We start from the raw sequence: 25,143 nt of genomic DNA on the forward strand, positions 1-25,143 counted from the left end.
CATTCAGGCCTTGCGCCGGTGCAGGGTCAATCCGGCGACGACATCCTGGGCGGAGATCGTCCCGATGATCGCGCCATTGTCAACCACGCCGATCGTGCCGGGTTGTCGCGCCAAAACGTCGAGGATCTCGACGAGCGGCGTTTCCGGCCTGGCCGTGCCGGCGACGGCCCCTTGAGAGCTGGCTGTGACGATGCCGTGATGCATGACGTCGCGGGCCGTCAGCATGTTGATCGGGTTCATGTTCTGCACGAAGTCGGCGACATACTGGTCGGCCGGGTTGCGGACGATTTCCTGCGGCGTGCCGCACTGGATGATGCGTCCGCCTTCCATGATGGCGATGCGGTTGCCGATGCGGAAGGCCTCGTCGAGGTCATGGCTGACGAACAGGATGGTCTTCTTCAGGCGATGCTGGAATTCGAGAAGTTCGTCCTGCAGCCGGGTGCGGATCAGCGGGTCGAGGGCCGAGAAGGGTTCGTCCATCAAAAGGATCGGTGCGCCGGTGGCAAAGGCGCGGGCGAGCCCGACGCGCTGCTGCATGCCGCCCGAGAGCTCGTTGACCTTGCGATCGGCCCATTGGGTGAGGTTGACGAGTTCCAGCTGTTCGCCGACGGCGCGGCGGCGATCGGCCTCCGCGACACCTGCGAGTTCCAGCCCGAAGCCGACATTTTCCGCCACCGTGCGCCAGGGCAGCAGACCGAACTGCTGGAACACCATCGAGACGGTGTGCATGCGCAGGTCGCGCAATTGTTGCGGCGTACAGGTGTAGGGATTGGTGGTCCGGCCTTCGTTGAATACCTGGACATCGCCGCGCACCACCGGGGCAAGCCCGTTGACGGCGCGCAGAAGCGTCGACTTGCCCGAGCCGGACAGGCCCATGAGCACCAGGATCTCGCCCTCCTTGATCTCGAGCGAGGCATTGGCGACGCCGAGCACCAGACCGGTCTCGGCGCTGATCTCGTCGCGGCTGCGTCCCGCATCCGCCAGGTTGAGCGCCCGCTGCGGATTTGATCCGAATATGATCGAGACATTGTCGAACAGGACGGCGGTCATGCGGCGTCTCCTTCGTCGGATGACCGGAAGATGCGATCGAGGATGATGGCGAGGATGACGATGCACAGGCCGGAATCGAAGCCCTTGGCGATGTTGACGGTGTTGAGCGCGCGGACGACCGGCACGCCGAGGCCGCTGGCGCCGACCAGCGCGGCGATCACCACCATCGACAGCGACAGCATGATCGTCTGGGTGAGACCGGCCATGATCTGCGGCATGGCGAAGGGCAATTCGACCTTGCGCAGCACCTGGGAGGGGGTGGCGCCGAAGGCCTGGGCCGCTTCCACCAGGGAGGGCGGGGTCGAGATGATGCCGAGGCGGGTGAGCCGGATCGGCGCGGGGATGGCGAAGATGACGGTGGCGATCAGGCCCGGCACCATGCCGAGGCCGAACAGGATGAGCGCCGGAATCAGGTAGACGAAGGTCGGGATCGTCTGCATCAAGTCGAGAATGGGCCGGATGATCGAATAGAGCCAGGGGCGCCTGGCCGCGGCGATGCCGATCGGAACGCCGACCACCATCGATACGCCGGTGGCGGCGAGCACCAGCGCCAGCGTCTCCATCGTCTCTTTCCAGTAGCCCTGGTTGTAGATCACCAGCAGACCGACGAGCGTGAAGGCGGCGACGCCGAGCGATCGGCGCATGAACCAGGCCACGCCGGTGAAGATGGCGATCATCAGCAGCGGATAGAAGTCCGCCAAGGCCGTGCCCTTCAGATAGGGGGCTTGGAGGACGAACAGCATCGCATTGATCGAGGCGTTCAGGATCATCGCGATGAAGTCGAAGAAGAATTTGAGATTGGTGGTCAGCCAGTCGACCGCGTGCTTTGCGCCCATCCCGATCGGGATCTTGTAATCTGTCAGCCAGTCCATGGTTCCCCGGTGCCTTTTCGGCTTGTCATGCTCCTGATGAAGAAGGAGCGGCTCTCGCCGCTCCTTAAGGTCACTTGCCGTTAGAGGCCGAGCGCGCTCTTGACCGCCGGCAGGGCCTCGCCGCCGTCCTTGGTGGTGACGCCGGCCAGCCAGGGCTCGATCGCCGCGCCATTGGCCTTCAGCCAGTCGGTGGCCGCGACTTCCGGATCCTTGCCGTCGTTGAGGATGCCGCCCATGACCTCGTTCTCCATGTCGAGCGAGAACTTGAGGTTGGTGATGAACTTGCCGACGTTCGGGCATTCGGCGAGATAGCCGGCGCGGACATTGGTGAAGACTTCGGCGCCGCCGAAGTTCGGGCCGAAGGTCGCGTCGCCGCCGGTCAGGTAGGTCAGCTTGAAGGTGGAGTTCATCGGGTGGGGAGCCCAGCCGAGGAAGACCACCGGTGCGCCGTCCTGCTCGGCGCGGGCGACCTGCGCCAGCATGCCCTGCTCGGACGACTCGACGACCTCGAAGCCTTCCAGGCCGAATTCGTTCTTCTCGATCATTTCGAGCACGAGGCGGTTGCCGTCATTGCCCGGCTCGATGCCGTAGATCTTGCTGTCAAGCGCATCCTTCTGCTTGGCGATGTCGGCGAAATCCTTGATGCCGAGTTCTGCGCCCTTGGCATTGGTGGCCAGCGTGTACTTGGCGCCTTCGAGATTGGGCCCGTGGGTTTCGATCGACTTGTCTTCGGTGAAGGGCTTGATGTCGTTGGCCTGGCTGGGCATCCAGTTGCCGAGGAAGACGTCGATGTCCTTGTTCTTCATCGAGGTGAAGGTCACAGGCAGCGACAGGACCGTGACCGAGGTCTCGTAGCCAAGCGCCTTGAGCAGTACGGATGCGGTGGCGGTGGTCGAGGTGATGTCGGTCCAGCCGACATCGGCAAAGCGCACGGTGGCGCAGCCTTCGCCTTCGGCCGCCATGGACGGGGCGGTGGACAAGGCAAGGATCGCGGCGGTGGCGATCGTGAAACGCTGGAAATTGACTTTGGTCATCGAGATGCTCCCGTTTTTTAATGTTCCCAAGTCAACAATCTATACACCACAAAAGCAAGCGCACACGCGCATTTGCGCCTTATTCCCCTCCCTGTTTGCGACGTTGTGCCTAGCTTCCGGATCGATTCTTAAGTCGCGCTTGACCCTGCCGGAGCCCCTGAGATCATTGCGCATCCCGGCCTTGCCGAAAGCCGCGGCATAGCGTCCTGTGGAAATCGCCGCAGGAGTGCTATAGTTTACCATCTGGACGCCCCGCATCATCGCGGCGCGCCGCGAATTCAAAGGGAGAGTTCATGAAACTTCGTTGTCTGATCCTGGCTGCCGCGCTGACCGTTCCGGCAGCCGCAGCCTTCGCCGAAGGTGATGCCGTCGCCGGAGCCAAGGTGTTCAAGCAGTGCCAGGCCTGCCACTCGGCCGTCGATGCCAAGAACAAGGTCGGCCCGACCCTGATGGGCGTCATCGATCGCCCGGTCGCCACCGTCGAGGGCTTCAAGTATTCGAAGGCGATGACGGAGTTCGGCGCCGACGGCAAGGTCTGGTCCGAGCAGCTTCTGACCGAGTACCTGCCCAAGCCGCGCGAACTGGTCAAGGGCACGACCATGACCTTTGCCGGGCTGAAGAAGCCGGAAGACATCGCCAATGTCATCGCCTATCTGAAGAACCCGACCGCCAAGTAATCGGCTCGGGTGATCAATCCTTGATCTACGGGTAGCGGCGCGCAGGCGTGCCGCTACCCGTTTTTATTTGCCCGCTCTTGCAGGCGCTTCGCCAGCCTCCATATCAGACCAGTATTTTTCTGTCCGGCGCAAGCGACGGCGGTTCTAATATCATTGATTTGTTATAAGGTTGCGGTCACATGCCGCTTGGGCCGGGCCAAGAACCGGCGACAGTTCAGGGAGACGATCGCATGGCCTCGCTACAGTCCTTCGACAGCGAAATCGAGAAGACCCGCACCATCGTCAACGAAGTCAGGGGCAAGATGGAGCAGTCGGGCGTCGTGCTCGACCAGTTTGCCAAGGCCGATACCAAGCTCGGTGATGTCAATTTCGACATCGAGAACGCGCGCATCGAGGACGTCATCAAGCAGCAGAAGGTGATGGAGGCGAACATCGCCGACCTGATCATCGGTCTCGAGGACGCCACCAATGTGTTCGGCGCCGAATTCGAGAGCATGAAGAGCTATACCGGCTACGAGAAGTTCATCGGCATCTTTTCCAAGCAGAAGGCGCAACGCATGCGCACCGACCGTGTGCGCAACATGTCGCTGGCCGGAAACCTGCAGGAATTGCTGGCAAAATCCGACAGCATCGTCGGCATCCTGAAGGACCAGCGCACCGTGCTCGACCAACGCTATACGAGCTCCGAGCAAAGCCTGATCCAGGTAATCGAACGGCGCAAGCTGACTGTCGCCAATCTCGAGACGACGCAAAAGCGTATCGAGGAACTGAACCCGATGTTGCTCGACATCGAAAACCGGATCGCCGCTTCGACCGACCAGTCGGCGCGCACGCAGCTCGAGGGCGAGCGCTCGAAGCTGGCGACCGAATACAACCAGGCGCAGGCCAAGGAGCAGGAGCTTTTGGCCGAAAGCCAGACGCTCGAGCGCTATACCTCGATGTTCCAGACCTTCGTCGACAGCCTCAACAACCAGATCGCCGCGCAGAACACGCTGATCAACAAGCTGACCATCGATACCGAGCAGCGCATCGTGCTCTACAAGGCGCTGGAAGACTCGCTGAAGACGGCTGCCCAGCAGGACGTGGCGCACAAGATCAACACGCTTGGCAGCCAGGTCGATACGGCGGCGGAGGAGACGATGGCCGGCGTCGGTGCCGCCGCCCAGAAGCACATCGGCGACCTCTTGGAACTGCACGAGAAGAACATGCTGGCGACGCAGGACATCCAGCGCCGCAAGAAGCTGGCCGACGAGGCCTTTGCCCGGCGTTTCCAGGCGGTTCTCGACAAGCACAACTCGGCCAATTACGTGAAGTCGTGATGGGTTTGCTGGAAAAAATCCCCTCGCCAACCCCTCCCCACAAGGGGGAGGGGCTTAACCCGTGCATCTGTCCGGTTGAAGTGGCTCGGCGGCGCTGGGGCTTCTCTCCCCCCTTGTGGGGGAGACGGACGGCAGGCCAGAGGGGGATCCGGCATTTCGGTGCAATTGCAGAGGCCTCCCGCCGATGAACGTCGCTGCCGGCAATAACGGGGCGGTCGCCCAGTATTTCAACACCATTCGCGCAGCGCTCGGTGGGCTGGAGACCTATCTGTCCAATCCCGAGGTCACGCTGCCGGGCAGCGGCTTTGCGGGGCAGCTTCTGCTTCCCTATGTCGAGCGGCTGAAAAACTCGTTTGCCTGCTGGGAGAACCGCATCGGATTTACCGACCAGTTCCGCATTTCGCGCGCCGAAAGCGGTTTTCCGGTGTTCCAGAACGTGCTGGAACTGGAAAATGACCGGTTGAGTGCGGAAAAGCGGCTCGCCAACCTGCCGGACGCCAAGGCGATGCGGTCGGAAATGGTCGACTTCATCCTCCGGCACAAGGCGTTCCCGGCCGCCCTGCAATCGCAGATGGCCGAGCGGATCTATCTCGAGCAGATCGGCAAGGGTGAGATCTTCTCGCCCTTCGTCCTGCCCGAGACGGTGCGGGTGACGGTCAGCGAAAAATCCGGCAGACCCCTTTACGTCGTGACCTGGGCGGTGTTCGACGGGACGAGCACGCTGCCGATGATCTATGTCGCGGATGTCGAGGATTCCTCCGACAGCGTCCGCGAATTGCTGGTCGGCAAGGATGGCAGGCTCAATCCCGATGTCGAGATTCCGCTGCCGGTGGGCGGGCTGCTCAATCCGCAACTCGCCGCGCAATTCGACGATTTCGCCGCCAAGAACGGAGCCTATTCGCTGACGCCGGCGACGATCGCCACCAATATGGACAAGGATTTTCCGACGCTGCATCCCAAGCAGTTGCGCCGCATCGTCCTCGGGCCGTTCTATTCGGCGGGCATCACCGAGAACAATGCCCGGATCAACGAGATCCTGTCTCGGGTGCGCAAGCCGGAAAATGCCTGGCTTCTCACCTGGACCATGCAGGAAGTGTTTTCCAAGGCCGAGCGACCGGCGGTCAAGGGGTTCTTCTCCTCGACCCCGGCAAGCCAGGAATTCCATATCGAGACCAACGACCTCGAAGCCGCACGCATGGGCGTCTCGGCCTATGAGAAACACGCGCTGGTGCCGCACGACGCCTACCAGGCGCTCTATGCCTCCGGCGAGGCCAATGCGACCTTCGGCAATTACAAGGTTCATGTCATTTCCGGGAACAATGTCGTCAGCGAGGTCTAGCCGATGAGCAACGGGTTGAATGCGGGCCTCACCACCCTTCGCGAAGACGAGATCGCCAAACATCTGGCCGTGGCGCAGGCGCTGGTGACGCGCTTCGTGGCGCTCGATCCGGGCGAGGGGGCGGCGGGCACGGCATTGGCCGGCAGCGGGCGGCGCTTCGTCTCGACGGTCTCGACCGGCGGCGTGCGCCGCACCCGCGAGGTGGAGCTGGCAAAGACCATCCAGTCGGCCGGCAGCAGCGATCCGCTTCTGTCGCCGACCCAGCATGGCGTGCTCTACCGGGTGCGGCGCGGCATCCAGGTTTCGCTGGCGATCGGCGAAGTGTTCGGCCGGCAGACGGACCTCGAACAGTTGCAGGCGCGCAATCTGACCGCGCCTTTGCAGGGCGAGGAGGCAGCGCGATTCAAGGCGCTGTTGTCGGCCTCGGCCTATGTCGCGGCCTTTTCGCTGGCCGCCTATCTGCTCTCGACGCTTGCCGGCGAGGGCGAGCCGGTCAATGACACGCCGGAACCGGATTTCCTGTTCGACACGCCGCAGGATGCGCTGAAAAGCATGGTGGCAGGGCTGGACGCGGCGCTCAAGGGCGCGGCTGACGACACGACGCTCGGACAGCGGACGCGCGCCTTTGCCCGTGCGGCGATCGATGGATTGTTGACCCGCAAGGCGCGGTTCACCGGGCTTGCGGCGTTCGAGAACACCCATATCCGCATCGATCAGGACGACTTCACCCTCGACGGCTTCGACGTGGCCCCGGGCCAGCGGCGCAAGCCCCTCGTGATGACCTTCAAGAAGCCGGAGGAAATCGTCGGTAACCACATCGCCAAGTTCCAGGCGATGAAGCTCGCCAAGATGCTGATGGCCTATGATTTCGACCGGCAGATGAACCCGTTCGTCGAGCTCGGCGGCTTTCTCTTCACCTTCATCGGCGACGGCATGCCGGGGACCGGCAAGACGATCCTGATCCAGATGATCGCGGGTCTGCTCAACGACTACTGCCAGGTGGCCGGCTATGCCTTCCACTACGAGAATTTCGGCGTCGACCAGATCTCGTCCTACCAGGGCAAGTCGGGCCAGAACTGCAAAGCCTTCATCGACAATGTCGTCAATCCGCGCGTCATCGGCTTCGGCACGATCGACGACGTCGACCAGGTGGCGGCGAAGCGTTCCGACGACCGGGCCTCGGCCGGCCAGCACGAGATCACCGCCGTCTTGATGGAGGCCTTTGCAGGGGCGTCTACCGTGGTGCGCGGCAATTGCACCTTCGGCATGTTCTCCAACTATCCGGAAAACGTCGACGATGCGCTCCGGCAGCGGGCCGGGGCGCGCTGGCTGGTCGACGGGCCGCAGACGGAAGAGGACTATATCGACATCTTCGCCCTGCTGATCGGCAAGAACCATTCGATCCCGCTCGGCGAGCATCAGCTGTTTGCCAACCAGGAGATCAAGCGGGCGGTCGGCGTTTCCTACGAAAAGCACGGACGGCCGGAAGAGGAGGGGCTGGTTGCGGTCTGGGAGCGGTTCGAGAAGGAACGCGGGCGGATCGAGACGCTCGCCGACATTGGCGCCTATCTGCACGAGATCAAGCTGGCCGAACCGCGCTTTACCGGCCGGGCGATCAAGAACATCACCGATGCGGTGAAGATGCGTGCGATGGATGTCGAGCTGCCGGACGACTGGTTCGCGACGCCCGAGGCCTTCATGCACAAGGGCTACGACGAGAAGAAGGCGATGATCGCCGAGCTGCGCGGGCCGGTGACGATGGAGATGATCCTGCAGGAGATCAACCGCTATGGCGACAGCGAATTCCGCTATGCCGACAAGTCGGACGAGGCGGCGGTCAACGAGATCATCCGGCGCGAGAGACAGCGGGAGCGGGCGATCGGCGAGATCGAGGCGATGAAGCGGGAGGGGAAGTGGTCGGCGTGAAAGTTAGCTGATGGCTAATTTTCTTGCCCGACACTTAGGGGCGGTCTATATTGAAACGGACAGTCATCTATAGCAAGCAAGCTGCCAAGAAACTGGGTCGGATGCCTGCTTCCGAGGCTGCTCGGATTCGGCAGAAGATTGTGCAATATGCTGAGGATCCAGCGTCGCTCGCCAACAATGTCAAAAAGCTCGAAGGCGTCGAGTACTATCGGTTACGGGTCGGTGACTGGCGTGTGATCTTCCGGGAGGATGGGTTCATCGTCGACGTCATCAAGGTTGCCGTGCGCGGCGAGGCTTACAGGGGATTGGAACAATGAACACCGCTGTTTCTTTCACGACGCCTAACGGCGAGGACCTCGTGGTTCTGAGCCGTAAGGACTATGAAGCGCTCTTGCGTCAGGCGGAACAGGCCGAGGACCTCGAAGACCTTCTGTCGGTCCAGGCTTTTGAGGCCAGGGTCGCTGCCGGCGAAGAGGAGCGGATTCCGTCCGAATTTGTCGATCGGCTGATCGACGGCGAGAACCCGATCCGGGTGTGGCGGGATTTTCGCGGGCTTTCGGCCAGGGAACTGGCGGCGGCTACGGGGATCAGCGCCGCTTATCTCTCGGAGATCGAGACCGGCAAGAAGGAAGGCAGTCTGTCCGTCTTCCGGCAGATCGCCAAAGCCCTGCGGCTCGATCTCGACGATCTCGTCTGGGGCGAGGGGCAGCCGAAGAGCGGCGAAACAGAACGCACGGACGGGGTAAAGAGCAAAGCATGAACCGTCTCCTCGAAGCCGAACTGATCTACGGCCGGCTGCTCGCCGTCACCGAGCCGCATCTTGTTGCCCGCTATAACAAGGCGCTGTCCGGTTTCGGACTGAAGCCGACCGCTCTTTCCGAGTTCGACATCGACATGACCGGTTTTTCGCCGCAGATCGCGGCGGAACTGGGCGACAAGGATTATCTCGATCCGAACCGGGTGAACCGCCGTTTCATCGTGCTGACGCCGGAGCAGGAGAACCTTCCGGTGGTGCATACCAGCTTTTCCAACACCGCCGGCCTGATGCACGAGTTCTTCACCGCCAATGCGCGGGCGATCAATTCGGTGACGATCAAGGATGCGCTCTACGGCGAGATCGAGGATTCGGTCGCAAGGGTCGAAAGCCTGGAGGACCTGTTGTCGATCAACGCGGTGCAGTTCAAGGCGCTCTCGGCCGAGGATGTGCTCGGCAAGGCCGCGGAGCTTCGTCGGCTGGCTGATAGACTGCAGAGCGAGCCCGACGCCTGGCGCGATGACGCGCTCCTCAATCGCATGGTCGAGCTTGCCAGGCTGACCGGCGACATTCGCCAGAACGTGCTGGTGCCCGACAAGCTGGTGTTCCGCCACGACGCCTTCTGGGCCAATCATTTCGGCGGCACCTATGTCTTCGTCGACGACAAGATCACCACGGTGATCTCCGATCCGGCGGCGCCCGGTTTCCGTCGCTCGCGTCCCTGGCAGGTCAGCTATATCTCGATCCGGGATCCCAAGCAGATCTTCGATTTTCTTGCCAGGACGGGACGGATCGAACTGCCGCGGGCGAGCTGGGTCGAGGGATCGGGTCTCTATGTCCATCGCGCCGAAATGGCGGCCATCGCGCTGGCCTATGACGCCGATCCCGCCATGGACTTTTCCAAGCTGGAGCCGGTCTGGCTGCAGACCTTCATTCACCGCAATGCCGAGCGGGTGGCGCGCGACGGGACCTATCCGTTCCTGCAGGAGATGATCCGGGCGATCGGCACCTCGGGCAGCATCCGGATCGAGGATGTCGAGCCGTCCCGCCGCTTCCTGCTGGTGCGGGCCAAGCCGGACCATCGCGACCAATGGCTCACCAACCGGCTGATATCGCAATTGACGCCGATGGACTTCGTGTCGCGTTTCATTTTCGACAAGCAGGGCTTTTATGATGCCTACGAAGGGTTTAGCGATGGCTTCCGGGAATATGTTGTATCCCGCCTGTCGCAGACCTACTTGAAAGACAAGGCGGGTTTCCGCAAACGCCTCTACGGCATAGGAGAAGACGACAATGCTTGATCCGATCATCGCGTTCTTCCAGCGCGTCTTTGCCGCCATCGGGCGCGGCATCGGCATGGTCGTGGCTGCGATCTTCTGGCCGTTCCTGGCGGCGCATAGCTGGTATCAGCGGCGCAACTGGCTGATCAAAATTCCGGTCCTGCTGTTCGTCCTGGTGCTGATCGGTTTCTATGGCCAGTTCATCTGGCGCACGCAGGTCTGGTACGGCTTCGATCCGGAATTCGCCCAGGCCTACAAGTTCCCGGCGCGCCAGACTGCAGCCGGACAGGAGAACGCCGCCAAGCCGGGCACCTGCCAGAATTCTGCGATCGTCACGGTGGTCGCCGACCTCACGGATACCAATGTCAACCAGAATATCTGGGTCTCGTCGTCGCTGATCTACAAGCTCGGCCTGTTCGGCATGGATTGGGACCATACCCCGTTCTTCGACAACAAGGCGTCGTTCCAGCGCGGCGCCAACCAGGTCGCACGCCGCCTGGCGATCGAACTGGCCGACAATCTCGGCCGCGTGCGCGGCACGTCGAGCATCAACAACGACCTGCAGGATGCCCGCGGCAATATCCAGTTCGACGAGGGCACCTGGTATTTCGGCACCGATCCGCTCGGCTTCAAGACGCCGACGCCGAACTACTACCGCTCGGCCGTCGAGAGCTGGCGCAAGTTCAATTCCTCGCTGGAGACCTGCGCCGCGGTGTTCGATGCGCGCGCGGACAACCTCGTGCAACTGCTCGACCGCATGGCGAGCGACCTCGGCAACACGTCCGACATCCTTCGCCGTCGCTCGGAGGAGTTCAATGCCGGCTGGTTCGACACGCGCGCCGACGATCGTTTCTGGTTCGCCTATGGCCAGCTCTATGCACAATATGCCCTGCTGCAGGCGACCCGCGCCGATTTCGTCGACGTGATCCGAGAGCGCAACCTGACCGCCATCTGGACGCAGATGGAGCAGCAGTTGCAGGGCGCCCTGCGCATCCAGCCGGCGATTATCTCCAACGGTTCGGAAGACGGCTGGATCATGCCGACGCACCTGGCCACCATGGGTTTTTATATTCTCAGGGTGCGTTCCAACATGGTCGAACTGCGCTCGGTGCTCGACCGCTAAGAGAGGTGACGGCCCGTCTTCGGCGGGCCGTTATTTCCTCGATTCGTCTTCGTCGGAGAAAGCGGCGGTGCGCAAACGCTCGAAGAACTCGTAGGTAATGCCGACGATTTCGCCGGACGTGCCGGCCTTGGCGCGGAATTTTCCGACGCTGCGGACGAACTTCCAGCCGTCTTCTCCACGCCGCACGCGGAAGATGTTGTGGTAGCTCTGCTTGAGACTGCAGGTGCGCTCGAAACTCTCCATCAGGATCGGCAGATCCTCCGGATTGATCCGGGCGCGGGCCTCCACCAGGTTCAAGGGTCCGTCGGTAACGTCCATCTCGAAAATGCGAAAGACGTCGGGCGTGGCGAAATACAGGCCCGTATCCAGGTCAATGCGCCAGAAGCCGTAAAGCCGGAAGGCCTGGGCCAGTTCCACGACCTCGTGTTCGGTCATGCCGACCGAGGTGCAGTCCTGGAATTCCTTGTGGTCCAGCTGGTCGAAACGCAGGGGCACGATGATCTCTTTCCCCTGATCGGGCGCTTGCCCGCATCCATCAGGAATCAGTTAATTAGCTTCAGCCGTATCGCCTTGGCTACCAACTGCGTCCTGTTCACGCAATCCAACTTTTTGATCGCATTGGTCATGTAGGCGTTGACCGTGTGGTCGGACAGCGACAGGATCTGGCCGATCTCGATCGAGGTCTTTCCCTGGGCAGTCCAGCGCAGGACCTCGAGTTCGCGGGCCGACAGGATATTCGGTGCCGCGGTCTCGGCGCGCCGCATGCGGTCGTAAACGTCGAAAGCGTGCAGGGAGATCATGCCCAGTTCGTTGAGTTCGACCTGGTGGAGCGGAGCCCGCTGGCCGTCATAGCGCAGGAAATAGCGTCCGGTATCGACCGAGTTCATCGGAAAGATCGTGCCCATCAGGAGGCCGAATCGCGTCATCAGTTCATGCATCTTGTCCGGGCAGTCGAAGCTCGACGAAGGACCGTTTTCGCCGAGATACCAGGTCTGGGGGAGGACGGAATTGGCGAATTTCGGCAGGATCGGGCAATGGCGAAGGAACTGATGCTTGTCGAATTCGCGGGCAAACTGCTGGGGAAGCGTACTCTCTAGGACCAGAGGCGCGATCGCCAGGTCGTGCGGGGTGGGGGCAGCCATGATCGTCACGTGATCGAGACCGAATTCGTCGGCGATCCGTTTCATGATGCTCATCACCTGAGCACGTGTCTGGCTGCCGGCTATTTCATCGCTTAGCAGCGATTGACGTTCCGCGGTTGTCATCTGTGAATTCGAAAGTTGAGGAAGCGGGAAATGTTAACATTAACAAATATATCAGTCACTCTGAAAAGCCAGTACTTTTTACCGGGGATCACCGCAAAGTCCAAGGGCTGAGCGAAAAAGCCGGTCACGTGGTAAACAAACAGAGGCGTGTGACGCCGGTGGCTAGACGGGCAGGGCGGAACCGGTCTTGACCTCTTCCATCACGGCATAGGTGTGGGTTTCCCTGACGCCCGGCAGTGGCAGGATGACCTCCGAGAGGAACTGGCGATAGGCTTCCATGCCGGCGACCCGCGCCTTGACCAGATAGTCGAAGCCGCCCGCCACCATATGGCATTCCATCACATCGTCGGACCGCTTGACGGCTGAGGCGAAGGCGTCGAAAACATCAGGCGTGGTGCGGTCCAGTTTGACCTCGATGAAAACCAGCAGGTTGCGTCCAAGCTTTTCCGGCGACAGGATGGCCATGTAGCCGATGATGAAGCCGTCACGGGTCAGCCGGCGCACCCGTTCGGCGGTCGCCGTCGGCGACAGGCTGACGCGGTCGGCGAGTTCGATATTGGTCAGGCGACCCTCCTTCTGCAGGGTTCGGAGGATCTTCCGGTCGAGCCTGTCGAGTTCTTTCATAAAGCACTACCCTCTGGTGTTTTTGTAGTTGTTCCGCCTGACTATAGCGGAAAAATCAGCGATTAAAATCAGCAATCAGTCGATAGCTTGCCGATAACACGGAGGTGACGATGATCAAGACTGCCATGCCCGATTTTCCCCGGTTTTCCGCGCCTTTCGCCGGCGACGACGACCAGTTGATGCGCGACTTCGCCGCGCAGCTTTCGCTCGGCGCCCAGCAGAACGCGGCGATCGACCAGCGCGCCACGCGCTTCATCGAGGCGATCCGCGACAATTCCGGCTCGATCGGCGGTGTCGAGGATTTTCTTCGCGAATACGGCCTGTCGACCCGGGAAGGCCTGGCGCTGATGGTGCTGGCCGAAGCGCTCTTGCGCGTGCCCGATGCGCTGACGCAGGACCGGCTGATCGAGGACAAGCTGAAAGAGGGCGGCTGGAGCGAGCATGAGGCGCATGGCGACAGCTGGTTCGTCTCGGCCTCCGCCTGGGCGCTGGGCTTGTCGGCCAGGGTCATCCGGCCCGGCGAGACGCCGGAAGGTGTCATGCGCGGCCTGGTCAAGCGGCTCGGCCTGCCGACCGTGCGCTCGGCCACCAAGCAGGCCATGCGCTTCCTCGGCCATCACTTCGTGCTCGGCGAAACGATGAAGGATGCGCTCGGCCGCGCCGCCAAGAGCGAGGAAAAGGGCTATCGCCATTCCTTCGACATGCTCGGCGAGGGCGCCCGCACGGCGGAAGACGCCAAGCGCTATTTCAAGTCCTATGCCGATGCGATCGAATCGATCGGCGCCTTCATGGCCAAGCACGGCAAGGGGAGCCAACTGCCGGACCGCATGGGCATTTCGGTCAAGCTTTCGGCGCTGCATCCGCGCTATCTTGCCACCCACCATGAGCGGGTGATGCGCGAACTGGTGCCGGATCTCTTGAAGCTCGCCCAGATGGCCAAGGCGCACCAGCTGAACTTCACCGTCGACGCGGAAGAGGCCGACCGGCTCGAACTGTCGCTCGACGTCATAGGTGCCGTGTTCTCCGATCCGTCGCTGGCCGGCTGGGACGGCTTCGGGCTGGCCATCCAGGCCTATCAGAAGCGCGCGCCGCAGGTGATCGACTATATCGACGAGCTCTGCCAGCGGAACGGCCGGCGCATGATGGTGCGCCTGGTCAAGGGCGCCTATTGGGATACCGAGGTGAAGCGGGCGCAGGAACGCGGCCTTGACGACTATCCGGTCTGGACCCGCAAGCCGGCGACCGATCTCGCCTATCTCGCCTGCGCCGCGAAGATGCTGGCCAAGCGCGAGCGCATCTTCCCGCAATTTGCCACCCACAATGCGCTGACCGTGTCGATGATCCTCGAACTGGCCGGCGCCGACCGCACCGGCTTCGAATTCCAGCGCCTGCATGGCATGGGCGAAGCGCTCTACAACAACCTGCTCTCCGGCAATGAGCGCATCGCCTGCCGCATCTATGCGCCGGTCGGCGGCTATCGCGACCTGCTCGCCTATCTGGTCCGCCGCCTGCTGGAGAACGGCGCGAACTCGTCCTTCGTGGCGGTTGCCGGCGACAAGAACGTGCCGATCGCCAACCTCCTCGAACGGCCGGTCGAACGGCTCGGCATCGAGAAGGGCAAAAGCGTGCGCCACAACCAGATCCCCATGCCGCTCGCGCTCTATGGCGAGCGCAAGAACAGCGCCGGCTTCGAGTTCGGCCATCGCGAAAGCCTGAAAAGCCTGATCGCGTCGCTGGCCGGCCAGACGGCCAAGGTGGATGCCGGTCCGCTGGTTCCAGGGGCAACGGGCCAGGCGGAGGCCGCTCCGGTCCTGTCGCCGTCCGACCGTAGCCGGGTCGTCGGAACCGTGCGCAATGCGGCCGTCGCCGACGTCGATCGCGCCTTTGCCGCCGGCCGCAAGGGCTTTGCCGTGTGGTCGAAGACGCCGGTCGAGGAGCGTGCTGCCTGCCTCGACAAGACGGCCGACCTGCTGGAAGCCAATCGCGACCGGCTGCTGGCGCTGCTGTCCGCCGAAGCCGGCAAGACGCTGGACGACGGCATTGCCGAAATCCGCGAGGCGGTCGACTTCTGCCGCTACTACGCCGCCCAGGCGCGCAAGCTCTTCGCCGAGGCCGAGGCCATGCCCGGCCCGACCGGCGAGAGCAACCGGCTTCTGTGGCGCGGCCGCGGGGTGTTTGCCTGCATCTCGCCATGGAATTTTCCGCTGGCGATCTTCCTCGGCCAGGTGTCGGCCGCACTCGTCGCCGGCAATGCGGTCGTCGCCAAGCCGGCGCCGCAGACGCCGCTCATCGCCTATGAAGCGGTCAAGCTGATGCACCAGGCCGGTATCCCGGCCGATGTGCTGATGCTTCTGCCGGGCGGTCCGGAGATCGGCGCCGCCATTTCGGCCCATCCGCAGCTCGGCGGCCTTGCCTTTACCGGCTCGACCGGAACGGCGCAGGCGATCAACCGGACGCTTGCCGCCAAGAACGGCCCGATCGTGCCGCTGATTGCCGAGACCGGCGGCATCAACGCGATGATCGTCGACGCGACTGCCCTTGCCGAACAGGTGGCCGACGACGTCGTCGTGTCGGCCTTCCGCTCGGCCGGCCAGCGCTGCTCGGCGCTGCGCATCCTCTACCTCCAGGAAGACATTGCCGACGGCATGCTGGACATGATCGAGGGGGCGGCGCGCGAGCTCAATCTGGGCGACCCGGCGCTGACTACCACCGATGTCGGCCCGGTGATCGACGAGAAGCAGAAGGCCATGCTCGAAGGCCATGTGGCCGAGATGCGCAAGGGCCAGAAGATCCGCTATGCCGGCACGGTGCCCAATACCGGCAATTTCTTTGCGCCGCATATCATCGAACTCGACCGGCCGGAGGCGCTGACCAAGGAAGTGTTCGGTCCGGTTCTGCATGTGGTGCGGTGGAAGGCCAAGGACCTGGCCAAAGTGATCGAAGCGATCAATGCCACCGGCTACGGCCTGACGCTCGGGGTGCACAGCCGCATCGAGGCGACCATCCGCACCGTCACCGAGGCGCTCGATACCGGCAATGTCTACATCAACCGCAACATGATCGGCGCGGTGGTCGGCACCCAGCCGTTCGGCGGATCGGGCCTGTCGGGCACCGGCTTCAAGGCCGGCGGTCCGGCCTATCTGATGCGCTTTGCCGTGGAACAGGTGATCTCGGTCAATACGGCCGCCGCCGGCGGCAATGCCAGCCTGATCGCCATCGGCGAGGGCTGATCCGGAAGACGAGGGCGGGAGGCGAAAGCCTCCCGTCCATTCATATCTTGTCGACGCCCGTGTCCTTGATCTTCTTCATCATGACCTCGAGATAGCCGAGCATGACGGCGGAGACGACGAAGGCGAGGTGCATCAGCGTCAGCCACATGATCTTACCGTCCGTGAACTGGTTCGCGTTGAGGAAGACCTGCAGCAGGTGGATCGACGAGATGGCGACGATCGACGAGGCGACCTTGATCTTCAGGCTGCCGGAATCGAGCTTGCCGAGGAAGGAAACCTGGTCCTCGGCCTCGTCGAAGCGGCTGACGAAGTTCTCGTAGCCGGAAATCATCACCATGACGATCAGGCTTGCCACGAGCGCCGCATCGATCAGGCCTAGCATGGCGAGGATCATCTCCGCCTCGCTATAAGTGAAGACATTGCCGGCCACTTTCAGGAACTTGTAACCGAAGGACACGGCATAGACGGCGAGGGCTGCGACCAGCCCGAGATAGAAGGCGACGAGGATCCAGCGGCTCGACAGGATGATCCGTTCGACCAGCAATTCGAGGGATTTCATGGGGCGTTGCTCCAGCGACGTTCGATTGTGGTTGGCAGACATAGGCGCAGCCCGCCTTGCCCGCAAGACCGACGGATGGCGCGGTCGCGACCAGATGCGGGTGGAAAGTCCATGGTGGACAGATTTCACCGGAAAGGCCGCATTCATTTCCTTTCTTGTCGCTGTCGGATAAATCGGAGGTCAGCGCGGTATCGCCTTGAAAGCGGTTCTGCGATTTATTGGTGCGGCAGCGGCTGAGGCGCCGAAGCGGGGCAAGGGGGAGTTTGCAGTCCATGGGTGAATTCAAGTCCGATATCGAGATCGCGCGCGCGGCGTCCAAGAAGCCGATCCAGGCGATCGGCGCAAAACTCGGCATTCCCGTCGAACAACTCGTGCCCTACGGCCACGACAAGGCGAAGGTTTCGGCCGAGTTCATCCGCTCGCTGGAAGGGCGGCCCGAGGGCAAGCTGATCCTGGTCACCGCGATCAATCCGACGCCGGCGGGCGAGGGCAAGACGACGACGACCGTCGGCCTGGTGGACGGACTGAACCGCATCGGCAAAAAGGCCATGGTCTGCATCCGCGAGCCCTCGCTCGGACCCTGCTTCGGCGTCAAGGGCGGGGCGGCCGGCGGCGGTCATGCGCAGGTCGTGCCGATGGAAGACATCAACCTGCACTTCACCGGCGATTTCCACGCCATCACTTCGGCGCACAATCTGCTTGCGGCCATGGTCGACAACCACATCTACTGGGGCAATGCCCTCGACATCGACGTGCGCCGCATAACCTGGCGTCGGGCGATGGACATGAACGACCGGGCGCTTCGCCAGATGGTCGGTTCGCTGGGGGGCGTCGCCAACGGTTTCCCGCGGGAATGCGGCTTCGACATCACCGTGGCCTCGGAAGTCATGGCGATCCTCTGTCTCGCCGCCGATCTTGCCGACCTGGAACGGCGGCTCGGCGACATCATCGTCGGCTACCGGCGTGACAAGAGCCCGGTCTTTGCCCGTGACCTCAAGGCCGACGGGGCGATGACGGTGCTGCTCAAGGACGCGATGCAGCCCAACCTGGTGCAGACGCTGGAGAACAATCCGGCCTTCGTGCATGGCGGTCCGTTCGCCAACATCGCCCACGGCTGCAATTCGGTGATCGCCACCAAGACGGCGCTGAAGCTCGCCGACTATGTCGTGACGGAGGCCGGGTTCGGCGCCGATCTAGGGGCGGAAAAATTCTTCGACATCAAGTGCCGCAAGGCGGGCCTTTCTCCGGCCGCTGCGGTGATCGTCGCCACCGTCCGGGCGTTGAAGATGAACGGCGGGGTGAAGAAGGAAGATCTCGGTGTCGAGAATGTCGAGGCGTTGACGCGCGGCTGCGCCAATCTCGGACGCCACGTCGCCAATGTGCGGCGCTTCGGCGTGCCGGTTCTCGTTGCGATCAATCATTTCACCTCTGATACGGACGCCGAAGTGGCGGCGGTGAAGGAGTATGTCTCGCGGCTCGGGGGCGACGCGATCGTCTGCCGTCACTGGGCCGACGGGTCGGCGGGCATCGAGGAACTGGCGCAGCGGGTGGCGGAGCTCTCCGATTCTGGCCAGGCCGCGTTCAAGCCGCTCTATCCCGATGCCCTGTCGCTGATGGAGAAGATCGAGACGGTGGCGTCGAAGATCTATCACGCGGCCGAGGTGACGGCCGCGAAGACTGTGCGGGACCAGCTCGCGGTCTGGGAGGCGCAGGGCTACGGCCACCTGCCGGTCTGCATCGCCAAGACCCAGTATTCCTTCTCGACCGATCCCGCCTTGCGCGGCGCACCGGAAGGGCATGTCGTCAATGTACGCGAGGTGCGGCTCTCGGCCGGGGCCGGCTTCATCGTGGCGATCACCGGCGAGATCATGACCATGCCGGGCCTGCCCAGCTCGCCTGCCGCCGAGCGGATCGCTCTCAGCGCGGAAGGGTTCATCGAAGGCCTATTTTAGAGCCTGTCGCCCGCTTCCTGCGGTCTCCGGTCCGGCGCCTTGTCCTGTCTCCTGGGGCACGGACAGTCACGAATTAAAACATGATCAGGTTATTCATGTTTTATATGTTGACTCGAACAATCATGTTTTATAGATGGCAATGACAGGGCAGTTGCAGCCCTTCGCCACGTTTTAGACACACATTGATCCGGCCGGCCGTCGCGGGTGCACATCCGCGGCTGGGGAGTTTTGCGGCCGCGGATAAAGGGAATTTTATGGGCTCGCATCCTTTCAGAGCAATCCTCATGACCTGCACCGCGCTCGTCGGGTTCATCCCGGCCCCGAGCGCGTTTTCGCAAAGCGCCACGGCCCAGCCGGCCGAGGAAACGCAGCTCCAGACCATCCTGGTCAAGGGCAAGCGCATCCCGGCCGGCTCGGCGGCGGACACGCCGCTTGCCACCGAGACGACGGCAGCCGAGATCGAGAAGAAGCAGATCACCAGCATCGACGACCTCGGCAATGCCACCGAGCCGGGCGTCCAGGCCGGCTTTGCCGGCGCGGGCGTGAACATTCGCGGTCTTGAAGCGGACCGCGTACTGACGACGATCGACGGCATTCCGATCCCCTATCTCGTCAACGACGCCCGCCAGGCCGGCGCGACCTCGCTCGGTTCCTCGACGCGGGCCGACGGCGGCATCGATACCTTCGACTTCTCCACGCTCTCGACCATCGACATCATGCGCGGCGCCGATTCGAGCCGTGCCGGTTCGGGCGCGCTGGGCGGGGCGATGATCCTGCGCACGCTGGAGCCGGAGGACCTGATCGCCGAGGGCGCCACATTCGGCGGCATGGCCAAGACCACCTATGACAGCACCGACAACTCGCTCGGCGGATCGGTCGCCATCGCCAAGAAGGTCGAGAACACCTCGGTCCTGTTCCAGGGCGGCTACAAGGCCGGCCATGAGCGCGACAACCAGGGTTCGGTCGGCGGAACGGGCGCCACCCGCTCGGAGGCCAATCCGGCCGACTTCGACCAGCACAACCTGCTGTTCAAGCTGCGCCAGGATTTCGGCGCCGGCCACATGATCGGGCTGACGGCCGAGCGCTTCCGCAAGGAAATCGCCACCGACCTCAAGACCGAGGAAAGCGCTGCGCGCAACTATTCCGAACTCGACGGCGACGAACTGAAGCAGCGCGACCGCGTCTCGCTGGACTATCGCTACGACGCGCCGGACCTGACCGGCCCGGTCGACAAGGCGGACCTGACGATCTACTGGCAGCGGGTGGAAACCAGCTCCGCCGTCGACGGCACGCGCGTCGGGTCGCTCGCAGGCCCGTGGTATCGCTCGAACGAGATGGACGAGCAGTCGGTCGGCGTCGTCGGATCGCTGGCCAACCAGTATGATTTCGGCACGACACGCCATGACGTGACGATCGGCGGCAACATTTCCTTCTCGCAATACGGCCAGTACACGGCCGGCGAGGATGTTTGCGACACGGCGGCGGTTCCGCCCTATTCGTGCGCGTTCCACCACACCAACCAGTCCGACATGCCGGATGTCGACGCGTTGCGCGTCGGGCTGTTCGCCGACGACAAGATCTCGTTCGGCGACAGCGGCTTCAGCCTGACGCCCGGCATCCGCTTCGACTGGTTCGATTACCAGCCGCAGGAGACCGACGACTATCTGGCCAATAGCGGCTACGGTGCCGCCGGCCTGCCGGACGACCGCAGCGACTACCAGTTTTCGCCGAAGCTGCGCGCGGCCTATGAAATCAATCCCAAGGTCGAGCTGTTTGCCCAATGGGCCATGGGCTTCAAGGCGCCGAACGTTTCGGAGCTCTATCTCAGCTACTCGACGCCGCCGATGTATCAGGTGATCGGCAATCCCGATCTCGAATCCGAGACCAGCAATGGATTCGAGATCGGCGCCAATCTCGGCGATGCTGAGTTCGGCGGGCGGGTGACGGCCTTCTACAACAAGTACCGGAACTTCATCGACAGCGAGACGACCTACACCAATCCGAGCTTCCCCTGGGGTTCGACCACCTACGAAAACCTCGACCGGGTACGGATCTTCGGCTTCGAGGCGCGGGCCCACAAGGTCTTCGACAACGGCTTCAACCTCCATGCCTCCTTCGCCTATGCCAATGGCGAGGACGAGGAGACCGGCGAACTCATCGACAGCGTGCCGCCGTTCAAGGGCATTGTCGGGGTCGGCTATCAGACCGAGACCTGGGGCACGGACCTGAGCTTCATCGGGGTTGCCGCCGTGGACGAGGATTCGACCGCCGAGTTCCAGCCGGACGGCTACGGTCTCGTCAATCTGACCGGCTGGTGGGAGCCCGAGCAGATGAAGGGGCTCAGGCTCACCGCCGGCGTCTACAATATGTTCGACCAGGAGTATTACGACGCTGTCAAATGGCGCGACATCGACCTGACGTCCAGCGCCTCGCAGCCGAAGGATTACTATTCCGAGCCCGGCCGGACCTTCAAGGTTTCCATCACGCAGAAGTTCTAACGATTTGATTTTCAGCAGCAATGACGGGGTGGCGCGGACAAGGCGCCACCTCATTTCGTCGTCGGTCAGTCTCCATTACCGGCAGAAGCGGTAGCCGCTCTTGCGCTCGATGACGTCGAGATGCAGGTGGTCCTTGTGGGCCTCGTCGCTGCCGGGGGAGAGCACGGTGCTGAAGTAGAGGCAGGCGGCTGCGTTGAGGCTGCGCTGGAAGGCGGCGGGGAAGGTGCCGTCGTCCTGGGCGGCGCTCACCATCGGCACGGCGCCCTTGTCGAATTCGAGCGCGGCGATGTCTATCGCGTTGCCGTAGGCATGCTCGGAGATCTTGCCGGTCGCGGCGCTGTTGCGGTTGCGGCAGACATAGGCTGAGGCCTGCTGGATCGCCTTCAGTTCGCCCTTGTCGGCAAGCGCGATGCGGGCGGCGGGAATGATCGTCTCGCGCGTCAGTTTCGCCAGTTGCAGCGCCGTCTCGCAGCGGAAGGTCGCTTCGGGCGAAAGCCTGATGCCGGGAAGGATTTCCCGGACGATGACCGGATTGCTCATGCCGCAGCCCTCGCCGTCGTCGATCGGAGCGGCGGTTTCGAACACGGTGCCGAGCGTCTTGAGTTCGGCCTGGCAGGCGGCGAACTGCTCTGGATCTTCCGGCGCGACACGGATGGCCGCGGGCGCTGCGGGTTGCAGGCCGGGGACAGGCGGCAGACCGCGTGGTGGCGGCGGGGCCGGGGGCGGCGAACCGGACGAGGGTGGTGATGGTGGCAAGCCTGGGGAGGGAGCCTCCTCCGGTTTTTCCGGCGGAACGATGCTTTCGGCCGGGGGCGTGGGTGAAGCGGGGGCAGGAGCGGGTGGCGGGACCGGCGCAGGTTGTTGCCCCACTGCGGGCTTGTCGGCGGGGGGCTTTGCGACTGGCTGGTCCGCCGGTGCGGGCGGCTTTTCGGTTGGGACCGGGCCTGTGGGCGGCAGGGCCGCGCTGGTGAGAAGGCCGAGGCCGATCAGGATGACTGCAAGCCGCTTCGTCATTCAGCCGCCTTTCGGTTGGATGGGGACGCTGCAACAACGCGTCCAGCGGAGAATGGTTGCGCCGATCTGCGGAACCATCGGCAGATTACGTGGGGCCGATCGCTGGAAAATAGCACGCCCGTGGAAAATCCCGTTGCGCGTAAATGCGGCCCACGCTATGAAATCGCTCATGATCAAGTCGATGAACATCGGTAACTGGTGGTGGGCACGCTAACGCGGCCTTTACCAGTCATGTCCAAAGACAAGTGACCCCAAAGCCGCCCGGAGAACCTGAGGCGGCTTTTTTGTATTCAGGGCGCCTCGATCCGGGCCTTGAGAGACGGAGAAACGCAAGTATGGCGACGATCATTCGGGACGATGGCGGAGAGACCTACGAGACGCGGGGCGGGATCACCGTCACGCGCGAGCGGCGCCCGACGCCCTATGCCGATGCCATTTCGAGCTATATCGACCGGCTCGACGAGCGGCGCGGCGCGGTGTTCTCGTCCAACTACGAATATCCGGGCCGCTATACCCGCTGGGACACCGCGATCATCGATCCGCCGCTCGGGTTGTCCTGCTTCGGCCGCAAGGTGTGGATCGAGGCCTATAACGAACGCGGCGAAGTGCTTCTGTCGCTGATCGCCGACAAGCTCGCAGGCGTCGCCGACCTGACACTCGGCGCGCGCACGGCGCGGCGTCTCGACCTCGTCGTCAACGAGCCGGACCGGGTGTTTACCGAGGAGGAACGCTCGAAGATCCCGACCGTCTTCACCGTGCTGCGCGCCATCACCGACCTTTTTCACTCGGATGCGGATTCGTCGATCGGCCTGTTCGGTGCCTTCGGCTACGATCTGGCCTTCCAGTTCGACGCGATCAAGCTGTCGCTGGCACGGCCGGAAGACCAGCGCGACATGGTGCTTTTCCTGCCCGACGAGATCCTCGTCGTCGACCATTACTCGGCCAAGGCCTGGATCGACCGCTACGACTTTGAAAAGGGCGGGTTGTCCACCAAGGACAAGTCGGGCGAGATCGCACCGGAACCGTTCCAGCACACCGACACGATCCCGCCGCGCGGCGACCATCGTCCCGGCGAATATGCCGAGCTGGTGGTGAAGGCCAAGGAGAGTTTTCGCCGCGGCGACCTGTTCGAAGTGGTGCCGGGGCAGAAGTTCATGGAACGCTGCGATTCGAAGCCGTCGGAGATTTCCAAGCGGCTGAAGGAAATCAATCCGTCGCCCTATTCCTTCTTCATCAATCTGGGACACCAGGAATATCTGGTCGGCGCCTCGCCGGAAATGTTCGTGCGCGTCTCTGGCCGGCGGATCGAAACCTGCCCGATCTCCGGCACGATCAAGCGCGGCGACGATCCGATTGCCGATAGCGAGCAGATCCTCAAGCTCCTGAACTCCAAGAAGGACGAGAGCGAGCTCACCATGTGCTCGGACGTCGACCGCAACGACAAGAGCCGCGTTTGCGAGCCGGGCTCGGTCAAGGTGATTGGCCGCCGGCAGATCGAGATGTATTCGCGCCTGATCCACACCGTCGACCACATCGAAGGTCGGCTGCGCGACGACATGGACGCCTTCGACGGATTCTTGAGCCACGCCTGGGCCGTCACCGTCACCGGCGCGCCGAAGCTCTGGGCGATGCGCTTCATCGAGGCGCATGAAAAGAGCCCGCGTGCCTGGTATGGCGGGGCGATCGGCATGGTCGGCTTCAACGGCGACATGAATACCGGGCTGACGCTCAGGACCGTGCGCATCAAGGACGGCATTGCCGAGGTACGCGCCGGCGCGACGCTGCTGAACGACAGCGATCCGCACGAGGAAGAGGCCGAGACCGAACTCAAGGCCTCGGCGATGATCGCGGCGATCCGCGACGCCAAGACCGGTAATGACGGCAAGGCCAAGCGCGGCGTCGCCAAGGTCGGGCAGGGGGTCAAGATCCTGCTGGTCGACCATGAGGACAGCTTCGTCCACACGCTCGCCAACTATTTCCGCCAGACGGGCGCCGAAGTCTCGACCGTGCGCACGCCGGTGCCGGAAGAAGTGTTCGACCGGATGAACCCGGATCTTGTGGTGCTGTCGCCCGGACCGGGCAGCCCGAAGGATTTCGACTGCAAGGCGACGATCAAGAAGGCGCGCGCCCGCAATCTGCCGATCTTCGGCGTCTGCCTGGGCTTGCAGGCGCTCGCCGAAGCCTATGGCGGGGAACTGCGCCAGCTTGCGGTGCCGATGCACGGCAAGCCGTCGCGCATCCGCGTGCTGGAACCCGGCCTCGTCTTCTCCGGCCTCGGCAAGGAAGTGACCGTCGGCCGCTATCACTCGATCTTCGCCGACCCGGCGACGCTCGACCGCGATTTCATGATCACGGCCGAAAGCGAGGACGGCACGATCATGGGCATCGAGCACACCAAGGAACCGGTGGCCGCCGTGCAGTTCCACCCGGAATCGATCATGACGCTCGGCCACGATGCCGGCATGCGGATGATCGAGAACGTGGTGGCGCATCTGGCAAGACGGGCGAAGGTGAAGGCGGCATAAGCGCGTCCCGGCTTTGACAAGGCGGGTCAGTTCGTCCATAGGATCAACCAACGACCGTCCGCGTCTCGAACGCGGGCGGTTTTGCGTTTTGGCGGGTGAGTT

The 25,143-nt window shown here is 63.0% G+C and carries 20 protein-coding genes; 12 read left to right on the top strand and 8 right to left on the bottom strand.

The genetic code is table 11. From position 1 onward, the window contains the following. Positions 1 to 3 precede the first annotated feature (3 nt). From choV to DYZ14_RS16865, 3 genes are all read right to left on the bottom strand, one after another. Entirely contained in the window at positions 4 to 1,050 is a 1,047-nt protein-coding gene (gene choV / locus DYZ14_RS16855; RefSeq protein ID WP_154721760.1) for a choline ABC transporter ATP-binding protein, read from the bottom strand. After that, positions 1,047 to 1,922: a choline ABC transporter permease subunit gene (gene choW / locus DYZ14_RS16860; RefSeq protein ID WP_154721761.1), complete on the bottom strand. Its 876-nt coding sequence runs from the start codon at positions 1,920 to 1,922 to the stop codon at positions 1,047 to 1,049. Before choW ends, choV begins: the two co-directional genes overlap by 4 nt. Positions 1,923 to 2,002: 80 nt before the next feature. Further along, positions 2,003 to 2,956: a choline ABC transporter substrate-binding protein gene (locus tag DYZ14_RS16865; RefSeq protein WP_154721762.1), complete on the bottom strand. Its 954-nt coding sequence runs from the start codon at positions 2,954 to 2,956 to the stop codon at positions 2,003 to 2,005. 293 nt (positions 2,957 to 3,249) lie between these two features. Here DYZ14_RS16865 and DYZ14_RS16870 point away from each other — a divergent pair, with 293 nt between their 5' ends. The 8 genes from DYZ14_RS16870 (at position 3,250) to DYZ14_RS16905 (ending at position 11,374) form a co-directional block, all read left to right on the top strand. Continuing rightward, on the top strand, positions 3,250 to 3,633 hold the full coding sequence (locus DYZ14_RS16870) for a c-type cytochrome (protein ID WP_154721763.1): 384 nt from the start codon (positions 3,250 to 3,252) through the stop codon (positions 3,631 to 3,633). A gap of 230 nt (positions 3,634 to 3,863) precedes the next feature. Continuing rightward, entirely contained in the window at positions 3,864 to 4,952 is a 1,089-nt protein-coding gene (locus DYZ14_RS16875) for a hypothetical protein (RefSeq protein WP_154721764.1), read from the top strand. A gap of 184 nt (positions 4,953 to 5,136) precedes the next feature. Next, positions 5,137 to 6,291, top strand: coding sequence for a hypothetical protein (locus tag DYZ14_RS16880; protein WP_154721765.1), 1,155 nt, complete (start codon positions 5,137 to 5,139; stop codon positions 6,289 to 6,291). 3 nt (positions 6,292 to 6,294) lie between these two features. Further along, positions 6,295 to 8,217, top strand: coding sequence for an AAA family ATPase (locus DYZ14_RS16885; protein WP_154721766.1), 1,923 nt, complete (start codon positions 6,295 to 6,297; stop codon positions 8,215 to 8,217). A gap of 50 nt (positions 8,218 to 8,267) precedes the next feature. Continuing rightward, positions 8,268 to 8,534, top strand: a complete 267-nt coding sequence (locus DYZ14_RS16890; protein ID WP_269749457.1) for a type II toxin-antitoxin system RelE family toxin — start codon at positions 8,268 to 8,270, stop codon at positions 8,532 to 8,534. Continuing rightward, a complete protein-coding gene (locus tag DYZ14_RS16895) occupies positions 8,531 to 8,977 on the top strand; it encodes a helix-turn-helix domain-containing protein (protein ID WP_154721767.1) in 447 nt (148 codons plus the stop codon). The genes DYZ14_RS16890 and DYZ14_RS16895 overlap by 4 nt, the downstream gene beginning before the upstream one ends. After that, positions 8,974 to 10,272, top strand: coding sequence for a DUF6638 family protein (locus DYZ14_RS16900; RefSeq protein WP_154721768.1), 1,299 nt, complete (start codon positions 8,974 to 8,976; stop codon positions 10,270 to 10,272). Before DYZ14_RS16895 ends, DYZ14_RS16900 begins: the two co-directional genes overlap by 4 nt. Further along, positions 10,265 to 11,374, top strand: a complete 1,110-nt coding sequence (locus DYZ14_RS16905; protein WP_154721769.1) for a DUF2333 family protein — start codon at positions 10,265 to 10,267, stop codon at positions 11,372 to 11,374. Before DYZ14_RS16900 ends, DYZ14_RS16905 begins: the two co-directional genes overlap by 8 nt. Positions 11,375 to 11,404: 30 nt before the next feature. Here the strand turns inward: DYZ14_RS16905 and DYZ14_RS16910 are convergent, their stop codons facing one another. From DYZ14_RS16910 to DYZ14_RS16920, 3 genes are all read right to left on the bottom strand, one after another. Next, the gene (locus tag DYZ14_RS16910; RefSeq protein ID WP_154721770.1) at positions 11,405 to 11,869 is read right to left on the bottom strand and encodes a PAS domain-containing protein; all 465 of its coding nucleotides are present in this window, start codon (positions 11,867 to 11,869) and stop codon (positions 11,405 to 11,407) included. 47 nt (positions 11,870 to 11,916) lie between these two features. Then, positions 11,917 to 12,639, bottom strand: coding sequence for a helix-turn-helix transcriptional regulator (locus DYZ14_RS16915; protein ID WP_154721771.1), 723 nt, complete (start codon positions 12,637 to 12,639; stop codon positions 11,917 to 11,919). Positions 12,640 to 12,801: 162 nt separating this feature from the next. After that, positions 12,802 to 13,263 (bottom strand): Lrp/AsnC ligand binding domain-containing protein, encoded by a 462-nt coding sequence (locus DYZ14_RS16920; RefSeq protein ID WP_115672605.1) that lies wholly within the window; start codon positions 13,261 to 13,263, stop codon positions 12,802 to 12,804. Between the two features lie 110 nt (positions 13,264 to 13,373). Between DYZ14_RS16920 and putA the strand changes: the two genes are divergently transcribed. Continuing rightward, positions 13,374 to 16,493, top strand: a complete 3,120-nt coding sequence (putA, locus tag DYZ14_RS16925; RefSeq protein WP_154721772.1) for a bifunctional proline dehydrogenase/L-glutamate gamma-semialdehyde dehydrogenase PutA — start codon at positions 13,374 to 13,376, stop codon at positions 16,491 to 16,493. A gap of 40 nt (positions 16,494 to 16,533) precedes the next feature. Here putA and DYZ14_RS16930 read toward each other — a convergent pair whose 3' ends face one another. Then, a complete protein-coding gene (locus tag DYZ14_RS16930; RefSeq protein ID WP_115672602.1) occupies positions 16,534 to 17,052 on the bottom strand; it encodes a TIGR00645 family protein in 519 nt (172 codons plus the stop codon). Positions 17,053 to 17,324: 272 nt separating this feature from the next. On the opposite strand from DYZ14_RS16930, the gene DYZ14_RS16935 reads away from it, so the two are divergent. Next, entirely contained in the window at positions 17,325 to 19,004 is a 1,680-nt protein-coding gene (locus DYZ14_RS16935) for a formate--tetrahydrofolate ligase (RefSeq protein ID WP_154721773.1), read from the top strand. A gap of 284 nt (positions 19,005 to 19,288) precedes the next feature. Next, on the top strand, positions 19,289 to 21,502 hold the full coding sequence (locus tag DYZ14_RS16940) for a TonB-dependent hemoglobin/transferrin/lactoferrin family receptor (RefSeq protein ID WP_154721774.1): 2,214 nt from the start codon (positions 19,289 to 19,291) through the stop codon (positions 21,500 to 21,502). Between the two features lie 75 nt (positions 21,503 to 21,577). Here the strand turns inward: DYZ14_RS16940 and DYZ14_RS16945 are convergent, their stop codons facing one another. Then, positions 21,578 to 22,516, bottom strand: coding sequence for an extensin-like domain-containing protein (locus tag DYZ14_RS16945; RefSeq protein WP_154721775.1), 939 nt, complete (start codon positions 22,514 to 22,516; stop codon positions 21,578 to 21,580). A gap of 335 nt (positions 22,517 to 22,851) precedes the next feature. Here DYZ14_RS16945 and DYZ14_RS16950 point away from each other — a divergent pair, with 335 nt between their 5' ends. Continuing rightward, on the top strand, positions 22,852 to 25,041 hold the full coding sequence (locus tag DYZ14_RS16950) for an anthranilate synthase (protein ID WP_154721776.1): 2,190 nt from the start codon (positions 22,852 to 22,854) through the stop codon (positions 25,039 to 25,041). Positions 25,042 to 25,143 lie beyond the last annotated feature (102 nt).

It is taken from the genome of Ciceribacter sp. T2.26MG-112.2 (genome assembly GCF_900492205.1).
In the GTDB taxonomy this organism is placed as follows: Bacteria; Pseudomonadota; Alphaproteobacteria; order Rhizobiales; family Rhizobiaceae; genus Allorhizobium; species Allorhizobium naphthalenivorans_A.